General features: G+C 71.3%; 15 protein-coding genes and 1 pseudogene. 11 read left to right on the top strand and 5 right to left on the bottom strand.

Annotated elements, in window-relative coordinates:
* The first annotated feature begins 81 nt into the window (after nucleotides 1-81).
* The 5 genes from DMA15_RS11710 (at nucleotide 82) to DMA15_RS11690 (ending at nucleotide 4,559) form a co-directional block, all read left to right on the top strand.
* Nucleotides 82-1,185: a PfkB family carbohydrate kinase gene (locus DMA15_RS11710; RefSeq protein ID WP_125512710.1), complete on the top strand. Its 1,104-nt coding sequence runs from the start codon at nucleotides 82-84 to the stop codon at nucleotides 1,183-1,185.
* Nucleotides 1,186-1,370: 185 nt separating this feature from the next.
* Nucleotides 1,371-2,387, top strand: coding sequence for a PhoH family protein (locus DMA15_RS11705; RefSeq protein ID WP_125512709.1), 1,017 nt, complete (start codon nucleotides 1,371-1,373; stop codon nucleotides 2,385-2,387).
* A gap of 12 nt (nucleotides 2,388-2,399) precedes the next feature.
* Nucleotides 2,400-2,897 (top strand): rRNA maturation RNase YbeY, encoded by a 498-nt coding sequence (gene ybeY / locus DMA15_RS11700; protein ID WP_125512708.1) that lies wholly within the window; start codon nucleotides 2,400-2,402, stop codon nucleotides 2,895-2,897.
* 4 nt (nucleotides 2,898-2,901) lie between these two features.
* Entirely contained in the window at nucleotides 2,902-4,206 is a 1,305-nt protein-coding gene (locus tag DMA15_RS11695; RefSeq protein WP_125512707.1) for a hemolysin family protein, read from the top strand.
* Entirely contained in the window at nucleotides 4,203-4,559 is a 357-nt protein-coding gene (locus DMA15_RS11690) for an MmcQ/YjbR family DNA-binding protein (protein WP_125512706.1), read from the top strand. Before DMA15_RS11695 ends, DMA15_RS11690 begins: the two co-directional genes overlap by 4 nt.
* Before the next feature lie 204 nt (nucleotides 4,560-4,763).
* Here DMA15_RS11690 and DMA15_RS37970 read toward each other — a convergent pair whose 3' ends face one another.
* Nucleotides 4,764-4,895, bottom strand: coding sequence for a hypothetical protein (locus DMA15_RS37970; protein WP_276314403.1), 132 nt, complete (start codon nucleotides 4,893-4,895; stop codon nucleotides 4,764-4,766).
* 21 nt (nucleotides 4,896-4,916) lie between these two features.
* Here DMA15_RS37970 and DMA15_RS11685 point away from each other — a divergent pair.
* The 4 genes and pseudogenes from DMA15_RS11685 to era all read left to right on the top strand — a co-directional run.
* Nucleotides 4,917-5,495: pseudogene (locus tag DMA15_RS11685) on the top strand (DUF5753 domain-containing protein); the annotation flags it as partial.
* Between the two features lie 193 nt (nucleotides 5,496-5,688).
* Nucleotides 5,689-5,922 carry a DUF397 domain-containing protein gene (locus tag DMA15_RS37440; RefSeq protein ID WP_240659760.1) on the top strand — a complete coding sequence of 78 codons (234 nt, stop codon included), beginning with the start codon at nucleotides 5,689-5,691 and terminating at the stop codon, nucleotides 5,920-5,922.
* 133 nt (nucleotides 5,923-6,055) lie between these two features.
* Nucleotides 6,056-6,412 carry a cytidine deaminase gene (locus DMA15_RS11675; protein ID WP_125512703.1) on the top strand — a complete coding sequence of 119 codons (357 nt, stop codon included), beginning with the start codon at nucleotides 6,056-6,058 and terminating at the stop codon, nucleotides 6,410-6,412.
* 114 nt (nucleotides 6,413-6,526) lie between these two features.
* Nucleotides 6,527-7,480: a GTPase Era gene (gene era / locus DMA15_RS11670; protein WP_125512702.1), complete on the top strand. Its 954-nt coding sequence runs from the start codon at nucleotides 6,527-6,529 to the stop codon at nucleotides 7,478-7,480.
* Between the two features lie 64 nt (nucleotides 7,481-7,544).
* Here era and DMA15_RS11665 read toward each other — a convergent pair whose 3' ends face one another.
* The 4 genes from DMA15_RS11665 to DMA15_RS11650 all read right to left on the bottom strand — a co-directional run bounded on the left by DMA15_RS11665 (nucleotide 7,545) and on the right by DMA15_RS11650 (nucleotide 11,655).
* The gene (locus DMA15_RS11665; protein WP_125512701.1) at nucleotides 7,545-8,783 is read right to left on the bottom strand and encodes an MFS transporter; all 1,239 of its coding nucleotides are present in this window, start codon (nucleotides 8,781-8,783) and stop codon (nucleotides 7,545-7,547) included.
* Nucleotides 8,780-10,141 carry a GH1 family beta-glucosidase gene (locus tag DMA15_RS11660; RefSeq protein WP_125512700.1) on the bottom strand — a complete coding sequence of 454 codons (1,362 nt, stop codon included), beginning with the start codon at nucleotides 10,139-10,141 and terminating at the stop codon, nucleotides 8,780-8,782. The genes DMA15_RS11665 and DMA15_RS11660 overlap by 4 nt, the downstream gene beginning before the upstream one ends.
* A gap of 112 nt (nucleotides 10,142-10,253) precedes the next feature.
* On the bottom strand, nucleotides 10,254-10,520 hold the full coding sequence (locus DMA15_RS11655) for a protealysin inhibitor emfourin (RefSeq protein WP_125512699.1): 267 nt from the start codon (nucleotides 10,518-10,520) through the stop codon (nucleotides 10,254-10,256).
* Nucleotides 10,521-10,563: 43 nt separating this feature from the next.
* On the bottom strand, nucleotides 10,564-11,655 hold the full coding sequence (locus DMA15_RS11650) for a M4 family metallopeptidase (protein WP_125512698.1): 1,092 nt from the start codon (nucleotides 11,653-11,655) through the stop codon (nucleotides 10,564-10,566).
* 291 nt (nucleotides 11,656-11,946) lie between these two features.
* Here DMA15_RS11650 and leuA point away from each other — a divergent pair, with 291 nt between their 5' ends.
* On the top strand, nucleotides 11,947-13,668 hold the full coding sequence (leuA, locus tag DMA15_RS11645; protein ID WP_125512697.1) for a 2-isopropylmalate synthase: 1,722 nt from the start codon (nucleotides 11,947-11,949) through the stop codon (nucleotides 13,666-13,668).
* Between the two features lie 170 nt (nucleotides 13,669-13,838).
* Nucleotides 13,839-14,570, top strand: a complete 732-nt coding sequence (locus tag DMA15_RS11640; protein ID WP_240659759.1) for a TerB family tellurite resistance protein — start codon at nucleotides 13,839-13,841, stop codon at nucleotides 14,568-14,570.
* Nucleotides 14,571-14,642 lie beyond the last annotated feature (72 nt).

Raw genomic sequence — 14,642 nt, 5'->3', positions numbered from 1 at the left:
GGCACCGGGCTGGGAGCACCGCGCGACGTGCCGAACCGGGAACCCCGGGCCCCCGCGCGCGTCGTCCGTTACGTTGCCTGCATGGTCGTACCCCTACAGCCCACCGTCGACCCGCTGAAGGCGGCCCGCAGAGCCGGCGATCCGGCCTGCGACGTCTACCTCACCGGCACGGTCTTCCTCGACATCATCTTCACCGGCCTCGACTCCGCGCCGGTGCGCGGGACCGAGTCCTGGGCGCGCGGCATGGGGTCGAGCCCCGGCGGCGTCGCCAACATGGCGACCGCGCTCGCCCGGCTCGGCCTGCACACCTCGCTGGCCGCCGCCTTCGGCGACGACCACTACGGGGAGTACTGCTGGGACACCCTCGAAGGAGGCGAGGGCATCGACCTCACCTCGTCGCGGACCGTGCCCGGCTGGCACACCCCGGTGACCGTCTCCATGGCCTACGAGGGCGAGCGGACCATGGTCAGCCACGGCCACGAGCCGCCGCCGGACGCCGACGCCCCCGACGGCGGCGCCCCCTCCTGCCCGCCACGCGCGCGTGCCGCCATCGCCTCGCTGACGCCCGGCAGCCGCGCCCCCTGGATCGCGCAGGCCGCCCGCAGCGGCACCCGGATCTTCGCCGACGTCGGCTGGGACGACACCGGCCGCTGGGATCTCGCGGCCCTCCCCGACCTGGCGCACTGCGAGGCCTTCCTGCCGAACGCGGAGGAGGCGATGCGGTACACGCGCACGTCGTGCCCCCGGGCGGCCGCACGGGCGCTGACGGAGCATGTGCCGCTGGCCGTGGTGACCCTGGGGCCGGAGGGCGCGTACGCGGTGGACCGGCGGACGGGGGAGACCGCGGACGTCCCCGCGATCGAGGTGGAGGCGCTGGACCCCACCGGCGCGGGCGACGTCTTCGTGGCGGGCTTCGTCACCGGGACGCTCGCGGAGTGGCCGCTGGCGGACCGGCTGGCCTTCGCCGGGCTCACGGCGGCCCTCTCCGTGCAGGAGTTCGGCGGGTCCCTGTCCGCACCCGGCTGGGCGGAGGTCGGGGCGTGGTGGCAGCGCGTACGGGAGTTCGACGAACAGGACCCGGCGGCGCTGCGGCGCTACAGCTTCCTGGAAACCCTGCTCCCGGCCCAGAGCCGCCCCTGGCCCCTGCGCAGAGCGGTCCCGACGATCGGCTTCAGGTCGGCGTGAGGGGAAAGGTCTTCGGCGAGGAGGAGGCGCGGGGTGCCGGGCGGGTGGGTGGGAAAGCACCCGCCGCGAAGCGGCGGTACAAAAAGCCCTACGGCACAGCGCCGGCGCCGTCGTACCCTGGAAGCGCAAGGCCACGCGGCCCAAGCCCCGCACAAGGAGGATGAGCAGGCCTTCAGAGCCGGCCCATGACTCAGACACCCACCACGCACACCGCAGGCCAGGACGACGCCCGAGCCCACTTCACGGTTCCGGCGAAGCACCCCATGGTGACCGTCCTCGGTTCGGGCGACGCCCTGCTGCGCGTGATCGAGAAGGCCTTCCCGGCGGCCGACATCCACGTCCGGGGCAATGAGATCAGCGCCGTGGGCGCGGCCCGCGAAGTCGCCCTCATCCAGCGCCTGTTCGACCAGATGATGCTGGTGCTCCGCACCGGTCAGCCGATGACGGAGGACGCAGTGGAACGCTCGATCGCCATGCTGAGGGCGGACGAGAGCGGCAGCGGCGCGGAGGAGACCCCCGCCGAGGTCCTCACGCAGAACATCCTCTCGTCCCGGGGCCGCACCATCCGCCCCAAGACGCTGAACCAGAAGCGGTACGTCGACGCGATCGACAAGCACACCATCGTCTTCGGGATCGGCCCGGCCGGCACGGGCAAGACCTACCTCGCCATGGCGAAGGCGGTCCAGGCCCTCCAATCCAAGCAGGTCAACCGCATCATCCTGACCCGCCCCGCGGTCGAGGCGGGCGAGCGCCTCGGCTTCCTGCCCGGCACGCTGTACGAGAAGATCGACCCCTACCTGCGCCCGCTCTACGACGCCCTGCACGACATGCTCGACCCCGACTCGATCCCGCGACTGATGGCCGCGGGCACGATCGAGGTCGCACCGCTGGCGTACATGCGCGGCCGCACCCTGAACGACGCGTTCATCATCCTCGACGAGGCGCAGAACACCAGCGCCGAGCAGATGAAGATGTTCCTCACCCGCCTCGGCTTCGACTCGAAGATCGTCATCACCGGTGACGTCACCCAGGTCGACCTGCCCGGCGGCACCAAGAGCGGTCTGCGCGAGGTCCAGCAGATCCTGGAGGGCGTGGAGGACATCCACTTCTCCCGGCTCACCTCCCACGATGTCGTACGGCACAAGCTGGTCGGCCGTATCGTCGACGCGTACGAGCAGCACGACAGCCGCGACGGGAAGTAGACCAGCACCACCATGTCGATCGACGTCAACAACGAATCCGGAACCGAGGTCGACGAGCAGGCGATCCTCGACATCGCCCGCTACGCCCTCGCGCGGATGCGCATCCACCCGCTCTCCGAACTGTCGGTGATCGTCGTGGACGCCGACGCCATGGAGCAGCTGCACATCCAGTGGATGGACCTGCCCGGGCCCACGGACGTCATGTCCTTCCCCATGGACGAGCTGCGGCCGCCCATGAAGGACGACGACGAGCCCCCGCAGGGCCTCCTCGGCGACATCGTGCTCTGCCCCGAGGTCGCCACCCAGCAGGGCAAGGACGCCCCGACGCAGCACTCCATGGACGAGGAGCTCCAGCTCCTGACCGTCCACGGGGTGCTGCACCTGCTCGGGTACGACCACGAGGAGCCCGACGAGAAGGCCGAGATGTTCGGCCTCCAGGCGGCGATCGTCGACGGCTGGCGTGCCGAGAAGGGCCTGACCGGCCCCTCTCCCGCGCCCACCGTCTCGTAGCGCCGTGAGTCTCCAACTGATCGCGGGCGCGGTCGCCCTGGTCGTCGTGGCCTGGCTCGCCGCCTGCGCCGAGGCGGGCATCGCCCGCGTCTCCAGCTTCCGCGCCGACGAGGCGGTCCGCTCGGGGCGCCGCGGCAGCGCGAAGCTCGCGCAGGTCGCCGCCGACCCGACCCGCTATCTCAACGTGGCGCTGCTCGTGCGGGTGGCGTGCGAGATGGCCGCGTCGGCCCTCGTCACGTACGCCTGCCTGAACGAGTTCGACAAGACCTGGGAAGCCCTCGCGATCGCCATCGGCGTGATGGTCCTGGTCAGCTATGTCGCCGTCGGGGTCTCGCCGCGCACCATCGGCCGCCAGCACCCGCTGAACACCGCGACCGCCGCCGCGTACGTCCTGCTGCCGCTGGCCCGGATCATGGGCCCGATCCCGCCCCTGCTGATCCTCATCGGCAACGCCCTCACCCCGGGCAAGGGCTTCAGGCGTGGCCCGTTCGCCTCCGAGGCCGAGCTGCGCGCGATGGTCGACCTCGCCGAGAAGGAGTCCCTGATCGAGGACGAGGAGCGCCGCATGGTGCACTCCGTCTTCGAACTGGGCGACACCCTGGTGCGCGAGGTGATGGTGCCCCGCACCGACCTCGTCGCCATCGAACGCTTCAAGACGATCCGGCAGGCCCTCACCCTCGCCCTGCGCTCCGGCTTCTCGCGGATACCGGTCACGGGCGAGAGCGAGGACGACGTCGTCGGCATGGTCTATCTGAAGGACCTGGCCCGCAAGACGCACATCAACCGCGAGGCCGAGTCCGAGCTGGTGTCGACGGCGATGCGCCCGGCGACCTTCGTGCCCGACACGAAGAACGCGGGCGACCTGCTGCGCGAGATGCAGCAGGAGCGCAACCACGTGGCCGTGGTCATCGACGAGTACGGCGGCACGGCCGGCATCGTCACCATCGAGGACATCCTGGAAGAGATCGTCGGCGAGATCACCGACGAGTACGACCGTGAGCTGCCGCCCGTGGAGGAGCTGGCCGACGGCTGCTACCGCGTCACGGCACGGCTCGACATCGGCGACCTCGGGGAGCTGTTCGGCCTCGACGAGTTCGACGACGAGGACGTGGAGACGGTCGGCGGCCTGCTCGCCAAGCAGCTGGGCCGCGTCCCGATCGCCGGGGCCTCGGCGATCGTGCCGCTGCCGGACGGCCGCGAGCTGGCGCTCACCGCGGAGTCCGCCGCGGGCCGCCGGAACAAGATCGTGACGGTGCTCGTGGAGCCGGTCACGCCCAAGGGCGCGCATGAGGCGGGGGACGCGGAGTGACCCCCGAGGAGCTGCGGACGTTCTGCCTGTCCTTCAACGACGCGGTGGAGGAGTTCCCGTTCACGCCGGAGACCTCGGTCTTCAAGGTGGCGGGGAAGATGTTCGCGCTCTCGGCGCTCGGCGGGCGGCCGCTGACCGTCAACCTCAAGTGCGACCCGGACCTGGCGGTGCAGCTGCGCGCCGCGCACCCGGAGATCGCGCCGGGCTATCACATGAACAAGCGGCACTGGAACACCGTCACGGCCGACGGCGAGCTCCCCGACGATCAGCTCAGGGAGCTGATCGAGGACTCGTACGACCTGGTGGTCGCGGGACTGCCGCGAGCGCGACGGCTGCGGCTCGACCGGCCCTGAGGGGCACAGGGGGGCGACGGTTCACTCGGCAGAGTGTCCCAACAGCCCCTCGCCATCGGCGTGAAGGGGCGGCAGAATGGGATGACGGGCGGATCCGAAACGCTCCCACTCCGGGCCGCCGGCCAAGGAAACTCGGAGTGGAAACGTCTGTGCGATGGCGTCCGCCGCACCTGGCCCCGGCCCCTAGGCCGGGGCCAGATCCGTTCACACGTGGGGCAGCACCCACTTGTCGACAATCTCCTGGATCACGACGAGAAGGCTGAGCCACGGAGCCGACAGAGCGGCCCAGTCGGTCCACGTGCGGGTGGTGCGACGCCCGTCCGGCTTCTCGGCCATCGGGCCCCGGAGTCCTCGGCGTCCATCGTGCGCCACTACGGCGCGCTCCTGATGCCGGGTCCGCTTCAGACCGAGGAGTACGCACGCGCGATCATGCTGTCGTACGACAAGCACATCCCCGAGGAGAGCCTGGAACGCAGCGTGGAAGTCCGGCTCGCGCGTCAGGAGTTGCTGACCTCGGGCGGGCGCGAGCTGTTCTACATCCTCGACGAGGCGGTCGTGCGCCGTCACGTCGGCGGCCGCGGCGTGATGCGCGCGCAACTGGAGCGGCTGGCCGAGCTGTCCGCCAAGCCGGGGGTCAACATCCAGATCCTCCCGTTCAGCATCGGCGCCCACGCCGGAATCCAAGGCCCCTTCAGCCACTTCGAGTTCGAGGCGGACGAGATGCCGGACTCGCTCTACCTGGAGAATCCGCGCGGCGACGCCTACACCACCAACGCGCCGGAGGAGACCGGGCGTTATCTGGAGAGGTTCTGGGAGCTGGAGGACCTGGCCATCAAGGAGAACGTCGGAGATCTGCTGCGGTCGCTCGCGGTCCGGATCGAGGACGGCCGGGACGACCTGGAGACGCTCCTGGAGCCCGCCGCGGTCGCGGAGTAGTACGCCAACTGCCTTGGGCGCGGGGCACGTTGGCCAGAAACGGCTCGTTCGTATTCGTATGACGTGCCGTTATTCTGAAAGAGGTGCTGCGTGTCCTTGCACCAGCCGCGCGGGGAGGCCGGTCGAGCAGGTTCTCGCCTCCCCGCCCGCAGGAGTGACGGCTGGCCTTCCGCACCCGGGGTGGAGGAGAAGCGTGGGCAGCTCATGGACGTGGCGCAAGAGCAGTGCGAGCGACGGCGGCGCGCAGCAGTGCGTGGAGATCGCCTGGACCGGTGACGTGGTTCTCGTGCGCGACTCCACACGCTCCAGCGGGGCGGTCCTCGCCTTCCGGCCCGCGGCCTGGTCGGACTTCCTCGCCCTGGCCGCGGGGCCGGCTCAGGCCGCCGTGCCCCGCCGGACGGGGGGCGGCGCGACGGCCCGTCGCTGAGCGGGCCGGGCCGTCGTCGGGTCCGTCAGGCGCGGGTGGCGGTGCGGCGCAGACGAACTCCGCGCTCAAGGCCCGACCGGAGGGAGTGCGGGGTGACTCCGAAGGCAGGTGCCGGGCTCCTTATGCTCGTGCCATGACGCAGAGCACCGACCTCGGTCCCGAGGACCGCAAGATCGTCACCTTGGCCCGTTCGGCCCGGGCCCGCAACGGCGTGCCCGAGGGCGCGGCCGTGCGGGACGAGACGGGACGTACGTACGTGGCGGGGACCGTCGCGCTCGACTCGCTCCGGCTCTCCGCGCTGAGGACCGCCGTGGCGATGGCGGTCGCCTCGGGGGCCGAGTCCCTGGAGGCCGCGGCGGTCGTCTCCGGCGCGCAGGAGCTTCCCGCGGAGGACCTCGCCGCGGTGTCGGACCTCGGCGGGGCCGGTACGCCGGTCTTCCTGGCGGGCCCCGACGGCGAGGTCAGGGCGCGGGTCGGCGCGGGCGAGTAGAGCCCGTCCGGCGGTCGCGGACGAACCCGGCGAAGCCGGTGATTTCCTGGCCGGGGCCCGCGGCGGAGGCCGCACGGTACGGCGGGGCTCCCGCGATCAGGGACAATGGGCGCCATGAGCGTTCGTACCCCGTCATCAGCCGAGCCGTCCGAGGCCGCCCACCGGGCCGGCTTCGCCTGCTTCGTCGGCCGCCCCAACGCCGGCAAGTCCACCCTTACGAACGCTCTGGTCGGCAAGAAGGTCGCGATCACCGCGAACCAGCCGCAGACCACGCGCCACACGGTCCGGGGCATCGTGCACCGGCCGGACGCCCAGATGATCCTGGTGGACACCCCCGGCCTCCACAAGCCGCGCACGCTCCTCGGCGAGCGGCTGAACGACGTCGTGCGGACCACCTGGGCCGAGGTCGACGTCATCGGCTTCTGCCTGCCGGCGAACGAGAAGCTCGGCCCCGGTGACCGGTTCATCGCCAAGGAACTCGCGTCCATCAAGAAGACGCCGAAGATCGCGATCGTCACCAAGACCGACCTGGTCGACAGCAAGACGCTCGCCGAGCAGCTCATCGCCATCGACCAGCTCGGCACGGAGCTGGGCTTCGAGTGGGCCGAGATCGTGCCGGTGTCGGCCGTCGGCGACCAGCAGGTCGGCCTGCTCGCCGATCTGATCGTGCCGCTGCTGCCGGAGGGCCCCCCGCTCTACCCCGAGGGCGACCTCACGGACGAGCCCGAGCAGGTCATGGTCGCCGAGCTGATCCGCGAGGCGGCGCTCGAAGGCGTACGGGACGAGCTGCCGCACTCCATCGCCGTGGTGGTCGAGGAGATGCTGCCGCGCGAGGACCGGCCCGCGGACAAGCCGCTGCTCGACATCCACGCGTTCGTCTACATCGAGCGGCCCAGCCAGAAGGGGATCATCATCGGCCCCAAGGGCAAGCGGCTGAAGGACGTCGGCATCAAGTCCCGCAAGCAGATCGAGGCGCTTCTCGGTACGCCCGTCTTCCTCGACCTGCACGTCAAGGTCGCCAAGGACTGGCAGCGGGATCCTCGGCAGTTGCGGAAGCTCGGGTTCTGACCACCCTTTTCCGCTCGGGTCCGTTGTGGCTGGGCGCGCAGTTCCCCGCGCCCCTTCGGGGCGCCTACTCCACCCCTCTGATCCGCGTCACCAGCACCGCCCCCGCCAGGCCGATCACCGCCGCCGTCAGGTAGAGCGCGCGGTAGCCGCCCAGGTGCGTCACGATCGGGGCCGCCAGGGCCGGGGCCGCCACCTGGGGGAGGGAGTTGGCGATGTTGATGACGCCGAGGTCCTTGCCGCGGTCCAGGGAGCTGGGCAGGACGTCCGTCATCAGGGCGAAGTCCACCGACGTGAAGACGCCGAAGCCGACGCCGAGCAGCGCCGCCGCGACGATCGCGCCCGGCCAGGTCTGCCAGAGGGCGAGCAGCCCCGTCGCCGCCGCCATCAGCGAGCCCGCCCAGATCACGAAGGGCTTGCGGCGGCCCACCCGGTCCGACCAGACGCCGCCCACCACGACGGTCGCGAGCATCGTCGCGCCGTTCACCGCGGTCAGGATCAGCACGCCCTGCTCCGGGTCCGCGCGGTGCAGGCGGTCGCGGAGGAAGTACAGGAGATAGAGCAGCACCACGGAGTTGCTGACGTTGATCAGGAAGCGGGTCAGCCAGGCCCAGGCCAGGTCGGGATGGCGCCGGGGGCTGAGCCAGAAGCCGGCCAGGAAGCGCCGCCGGTTCCAGGGCGGGCGGTCGGCGGCGTCCAGGCGCGGGTCCTGGTGGCGTACGACGTAGGGCAGCACGCCCGCCACCGTGAAGACCGCGCACGCCGCGTACCCCGCGACCGTGGAGCCCGCCAGCGTCGCGAGGCCCGTCCCGACGACCACCCCGAGCAGCTGCGCCGCCCCGAGCCAGCCGCCGACCGCGCCCCGCTGGCCGCGCGGCACCTGGTCCGGCACGGCGGCGGTGACCGCGGCGAACGCGGCGTTCAGGGTGAGCTGCACCAGGCACCAGCCCGCCGCCATCGCCCACACGGATTCCGCCGCCGACAGCAGCAGGAGCGAGGCGGCGCCGCCCGCCGTGCCCGCCACGATCCACGGGGTGCGCCGGCCCCAGCGGGACGTGGTGCGGTCCGACACCGCGCCGAAGAGCGGGTTCGCGGCGAGCGAGACGACCGCGCCCACGCCGGTGACCCAGGCGAGGACCGTCTCCTTCGAGGTGCCCGCGGGGGCCAGCTCCTCGGCTTGCGCGGCGAGCAGGATCTGCAACGGCCCGTACCACCCCACCCAGATCGCGCCGTTGGCCAGCGACAGGGCGCCCGTCCACCCGCCGCCGACCCGCTCGGTGGGCTCCCGCAGCGCGGTCGCGGTCATGCGCGCCGCGCCCGCAGGACCTCGCGCAGCCAGTGGTAGGACGCCTTCGGGGTGCGCTCCTGCGTGGTGTGGTCGACGTGGACGAGGCCGAAGCGCCGCCGGTATCCCTCCGCCCACTCGAAGTTGTCCATGAGCGACCAGACGAAGTAGCCGCGTACGTCCACCCCCGCCTCCAGCGCCCGGTGCAGGGCCCGCAGATGGCCGTCCAGGTAGGCGATCCGCTCCTGGTCGTCCAGGCCCTCGTACGAGCAGCCGTTCTCGGTGATGACGAGCGGCGGGAGGCGGTCGCCGTAGCGGTCGCGGAAGGCGGTGAGGAGTTCGGTGAGGGCGCCGGGGACCACCGGCCAGCCGAAGTCCGTCTTCGGATATCCCTCGATCTCCCGTGGGGAGAAGGGGAGTTCGGGCGGGAGCGTGAGGCCGGAGAACTCGGTGGTGTGCGGGAGCGGGGCGCCCACCTTCGTCGGCTGGTAGAAGTTGATCCCGTACCAGTCCAGGGGCTCGGAGATGACCTTCAGGTCCGCTTCCAAGTCGGGGGAGGGCATCAACTCCCCGCAGCCCTCGGGGTAGTGGCCGACGAGCAGCGGGTCGGCGAAGAGGCGGTTGAGGAGTACGTCGTAGAAGTCGGCGGCGGCCGTGTCCTCGTCGCCGTCCGACGCGGGCCAGGTCGGGCCGTGTGAGTTGGCGATGCCGATGTCCCGGGCGCCCGCCGCGCGCAGCGCCCGTACCGCGAGACCGTGCGCGAGGAGCTGGTGGTGGGCGACCGGCAGCGCGTCGAAGAGGAGCCGCCGGCCGGGCGCGTGCTCGCCGAGGGCGTGGCCGAGCAGGGTGTGTTCGGCCGGCTCGTTGAGGGTGATCCACTTGGGGACGCGGTCGCCGATGCGGGCCGCGACCACGGCCGCGTACTCCGCGAAGCGCTCGGCGGTGTCGCGGCTCAGCCAGCCGCCCGCCTCCTGCACGGCCAGCGGGGTGTCCCAGTGGAAGAGGGTGGGGACGGGGCGCACGCCCGCCGCGCACAGCTCGTCGACGAGGCGGTCGTAGAAGTCCAGGCCCGCCGCGTGCACCGGGCCCGAGCCGGTGGGCAGCACGCGGGGCCAGGAGACCGAGAAGCGGTAGGCGTCCACGCCGAGGTCACGGACGAGCGCCACGTCCTCGCGGTAGCGGTGGTAGTGGTCGCAGGCGACGGCGGCCGTCGTGCCGTCCTTCACGTTCCCCGGCACGGCCGTGAACGCGTCCCACACCGAGGCGCCGCGCTGGTCGGCGGCGCCCTCGATCTGGTGGGCCGAGGTGGAAACGCCCCACAGGAAGTCGCGGGGAAAGCGGGGGAGCGGGGGTATCGGGCCTGCCGGGGTCGCTGCCATGGGCGGGATCTTCCGTACCGCCGAGTACGGAAGTCAATGGGCGCGCGAGGAAAAGGTGAACAAGGCTCACGTTCTCCTCGCGTCCCTCACGGCCTCCTGGCGTGCGTGTGGCCTACGAGCCCTCCTTCAGCACCCGCGAGATCAGCTTCCGCTGTGGCTCGGTCAGCCGCGGGTCGGAGCAGTACACCGTGCACCCGTCCACCGTCAGCTGGTAGTTGAAGCCGTCCGGCACCCCGATGGGTGGGGTGCCGCGGCCGTCGGCCAAGGCCTGTTCGGCCAGCGCGTGCCATTCGGGGGCATCGGCCAGCGTCGAGGTGTCCACCTCGGCGTGCCGGTCGATGCCCGCGAACCCGCCCGTGCGCTTCACCTGGATACGCATGGCTCCTGTCTACTCCACCGCGCGGGCGGCCGGTAGCGCGCCGTCAGCCGTTGGCGGCGGCCTTGGGTACCGGCACCTTGACCGTGGCCCACGCGTCGGTGACGGCCTTCAGCTCCTCCCCGTCGCCGTACTTCTGGCGGGCCGCGGCCACCGTCAGCTTCGCGAAGTCCTCGAAGGAGGCGTCCTGCGCCAGCTCGCCGCCGGTCAGGACGGCGTACCAGATCTGGCCGGCCCGCTCCCACGAGTGGCCGCCGAGCGCGTCGGCGACCAGGTAGAACGCGCGGTTGGGGATGCCGGAGTTGATGTGCACGCCGCCGTTGTCCCGGCCCGTGCGCACGTAGTGGTCCATGTCGGCGGGCTGCGGGTCCTTGCCGAGCACGTCGTCGTCGTACGCCGTACCGGGCTCCTTCATGGAGCGCAGGGCCTTGCCGGAGACGCGCGGGGCGAGCAGGCCCGCGCCGATCAGCCAGTCGGCCTCGTGGGCGCTCTGGCCGAGCGTGTACTGCTTGATGATCGAGCCGAAGACGTCCGCCATCGACTCGTTCAGGGCGCCGGGCTGGCCGAAGTAGGTGAGGTTCGCCGTGTACTGCACGACGCCGTGGGTCAGCTCGTGGCCGATGACGTCCACGGGGATGGTGAAGTCGAGGAAGATCTCGCCGTCGCCGTCGCCGAAGACCATCTGCTCGCCGTTCCAGAAGGCGTTTCCGTAGTCCTCGCCGTAGTGGACGGTCGCGTCGAGCGGCAGGCCGTTGCCGTCGATGGAGTTGCGCTCGTACGCCTTCTGGAACAGCTCGAAGGTGGCGCCGAGGCCCGCGTACGCGCGGTTGACGGTGGCGTCCTTGCCGGGCTCGTCGCCCTCGCCGCGCACTTTGCGGCCCGGCAGCTGCGTGCGCTGCTTGGCGTCGTAGATCGTGCGGTGCGGCTTGTCCGCCGCGGCGCCCTTGGGCAGGGCCACGCCGGGCGCGCCGATGACGGTGGTCAGACGGCGGTGGGTGCGCTCGATGGAGTCCCGCTCCAGGGTGCGGCGGGCCGGGGCGGCGAGCGTCGGGTCCTGGCTCTGCGCGAGGGTGTCCAGGACGTGGGGCGGCACGATGGTGCAGAAGACAGGCTCGAAGCCGGTCAGGTTGGCGGTCATGGCGGCAATGTGGCACTGGGTCATGCCGCTGTCACTACCTGCCACCATGATTGCTGAAATAGAGGGATTGATCACCTCTACGCGTTTATCTCGCCACGGTCCCGCATACTGATACGGGCCCGCGCACAGAGCGCGGCTCGGCTAGGCTGCGGCACATCATGCGATTCGGGCTGCTTCTCCTTAGCTGCCGCGGCGAGGGCCTGTAGTCGAGGCCGACCCCCTCCCCGCGGAGTTCGGCGTTGCGCTAAGACCGTCGGCCGTCCTTCAGGACACTTCCGAGGAGCCCCGCACATGCCGAACTTCCAGCGCCCCACGTCCATGCCGATCCACAAGTACGGCCAGTACGAGCAGGTCGGCATCCCGGACCGCACCTGGCCCGACAACCGGATCACCGTCGCCCCCCGCTGGCTCTCCACGGACCTGCGCGACGGCAACCAAGCGCTGATCGACCCCATGTCACCGGCGCGCAAGCGCGCCATGTTCGACCTGCTGGTACGCATGGGCTACAAGGAGATCGAGGTCGGCTTCCCCTCCTCCGGCCAGACCGACTTCGACTTCGTGCGCTCGATCGTCGAGGACGAGGACGCGATCCCCGAGGACGTGACGATCTCCGTCCTGACCCAGGCCCGCGAAGAGCTGATCGAGCGCACCGTGGAGTCCCTGAAGGGCGCCCGCCGCGCGACCGTCCACCTGTACAACGCGACCGCGCCCGTCTGGCGCGACGTGGTCTTCCGCGGCTCGCGCGAGGCGGTCAAGCAGATCGCCGTCGACGGCACCCGGCTGGTCATGGAGTACGCCGACAAGCTGCTGGACGACCGTACGACGTTCGGATACCAGTACAGCCCCGAGATCTTCACCGACACCGAGCTGGACTTCGCCCTGGAGGTCTGCGAAGGCGTCATGGACGTCTGGCAGCCCGACGCCGAGCGCGAGATCATCCTGAACCTGCCCGCCACGGTCGAGCGCTCCACGCCCTCCACCCACGCGGACCGCTTCGAGTGGATGTCGCGCAACCTCTCGCGGCGCGAATACGTCTGCCTGTCCATCCACCCGCACAACGACCGCGGCACCGCCGTCGCCGCCGCCGAGCTGGCCGTCATGGCCGGCGGCGACCGCGTCGAGGGCTGCCTGTTCGGCCAGGGCGAGCGCACCGGCAACGTCGACCTGGTCACGCTGGGCATGAACCTCTTCTCCCAGGGCGTCGACCCGCAGATCGACTTCTCGGACATCGACGAGGTCCGCCGCGTGTACGAGTACTGCACGCAGATGGAGGTCCACCCCCGCCACCCCTACGCGGGCGACCTGGTCTACACCGCCTTCTCCGGCTCCCACCAGGACGCCATCAAGAAGGGCTTCGACGCGCTGGAGACCCGCGCCGCGGCGGCGGGCAAGACGGTCGACGACATCGAGTGGGCCGTGCCGTACCTGCCCATCGACCCCAAGGACGTCGGCCGTTCCTACGAGGCCGTCATCCGCGTCAACTCCCAGTCCGGCAAGGGCGGTGTCGCCTATGTCCTGAAGAACGACCACAAGCTGGACCTGCCCCGCCGCATGCAGATCGAGTTCTCCCGGATCATCCAGGCGAAGACCGACGCCGAGGGCGGCGAGGTCACCCCGGGTGCGATCTGGAGCGTCTTCCAGGACGAGTACCTGCCCAACCCCGGTAACCCGTGGGGTCGGATTCAGGTCAAGAACGGCCAGACGACGACCGACATGGACGGCGTCGACACCCTCACCGTCGAGGCCACGCTGGACGGCACGGACACCGTCCTGACCGGTTCCGGCAACGGCCCGATCTCCGCGTTCTTCGACGCGCTGCAGGGCATCGGCATCGACGTACGCCTGCTGGACTACCAGGAGCACACGATGAGCGAGGGCGCGTCCGCGCAGGCCGCCTCGTACATCGAGTGCGCGATCGGCGACAAGGTGCTGTGGGGCATCGGCATCGACGCGAACACCACGCGTGCCTCGCTGAAGGCCGTCGTGTCGGCCGTCAACCGCGCGGCGCGCTGACCCCCACCCCTGCCTTCTCCGGCCCCGTCCGCCTCTCCGGCGGGCGGGGCCGCGTCATCTCCCGGCCACCTCCGGCTCGCTCTCCTGTGCGAGGTGCTGACGCCGCATCACCGATGTGGCTAACATCACGCCAACACGGCAATGCAGCCGGGGAGTTACGGAGGTGCGTGGTGCTGCCAGATCATGGACGAAACGGCCGACAAGCCCGCATTTCCGCCAGACCCGTCTCGCGCGGACGGGCCCTGTGCAAGCGGATGATCGGCGTGCACACCGCCTGGGACGCCGTCGGTGACGGCGAGTTCTTCTGCCCGGCCTGCGGCGGCGACCGCAACTACCAGCGGCTCACCGGCCGGCGCCGCTTCGTCCTGCTCGGCCTGCCCGTCGTGCCGCGCGGCGCCGCGGGGCCCGTCGTCCAGTGCGCCGCCTGCCAGGACCTCTTCGATCCCGACGTCCTCGACCACCCCACCACCACCCGGCTCTCCGCGATGCTGCGCGACGCCGTCCACACCGTGGTCCTCGCCGTCCTCTCCACTGGCGGCGCCTGCTCGCGCGCCACCCTCGACACGGCCGTCGGCACGTTGCGGGGAGCGGGCCACGACGACTGCACCGAGGAGCGGCTCGTCGCCCTCGTCGACGCGCTCGCCGCCGACACCGGCCGCGTCACCGAGCCCGACTGCGGGCCCGGCCTCGCCATCGAACTCCACGAGGCGCTCGGCCCCCTGGCCCCCCACCTCGCCCCCGCGGGCCGCGAGGCGCTGCTCCTCCAGGGCGCGCGGATCGCCCTGGCCGACGGGCCCTACACCCCCGCCGAGCGCGACGTCCTCGCCACGGCGGGCTGCGCGCTCACCATCTGCTCGGAGGATGTGACACGGCTGCTGGCGGCGGCGCGGACGCCTTCCTGAGGGGCGCGGGCTCCCGGACGCGCCCCAAGGGGCCCGGCTCGTACTCCGTGGGGAGTAATCCCCGCCCCCGGC

Source organism: Streptomyces sp. WAC 01529 (assembly GCF_003945545.1).
Lineage (GTDB): Bacteria > Actinomycetota > Actinomycetes > Streptomycetales > Streptomycetaceae > Streptomyces > Streptomyces anatolicus.
The sequence above is the reverse complement of the archived record's forward strand: the minus strand, read 5'-3'. Positions and strand labels throughout refer to the sequence as shown.

Coding starts and splice junctions, on each gene's coding strand:
- DMA15_RS11710 (WP_125512710.1), top strand. CDS start 82: ATGGTCGTACCCCTACAGCCCACCGTCGACCCGCTGAAGGCGGCCCGC.
- DMA15_RS11705 (WP_125512709.1), top strand. CDS start 1,371: ATGACTCAGACACCCACCACGCACACCGCAGGCCAGGACGACGCCCGA.
- ybeY (WP_125512708.1), top strand. CDS start 2,400: ATGTCGATCGACGTCAACAACGAATCCGGAACCGAGGTCGACGAGCAG.
- DMA15_RS37970 (WP_276314403.1), bottom strand. CDS start 4,895: ATGGCCGAGAAGCCGGACGGGCGTCGCACCACCCGCACGTGGACCGAC.
- DMA15_RS11675 (WP_125512703.1), top strand. CDS start 6,056: ATGACGCAGAGCACCGACCTCGGTCCCGAGGACCGCAAGATCGTCACC.
- era (WP_125512702.1), top strand. CDS start 6,527: ATGAGCGTTCGTACCCCGTCATCAGCCGAGCCGTCCGAGGCCGCCCAC.
- DMA15_RS11665 (WP_125512701.1), bottom strand. CDS start 8,783: ATGACCGCGACCGCGCTGCGGGAGCCCACCGAGCGGGTCGGCGGCGGG.
- DMA15_RS11660 (WP_125512700.1), bottom strand. CDS start 10,141: ATGGCAGCGACCCCGGCAGGCCCGATACCCCCGCTCCCCCGCTTTCCC.
- DMA15_RS11655 (WP_125512699.1), bottom strand. CDS start 10,520: ATGCGTATCCAGGTGAAGCGCACGGGCGGGTTCGCGGGCATCGACCGG.
- DMA15_RS11650 (WP_125512698.1), bottom strand. CDS start 11,655: ATGACCGCCAACCTGACCGGCTTCGAGCCTGTCTTCTGCACCATCGTG.
- leuA (WP_125512697.1), top strand. CDS start 11,947: ATGCCGAACTTCCAGCGCCCCACGTCCATGCCGATCCACAAGTACGGC.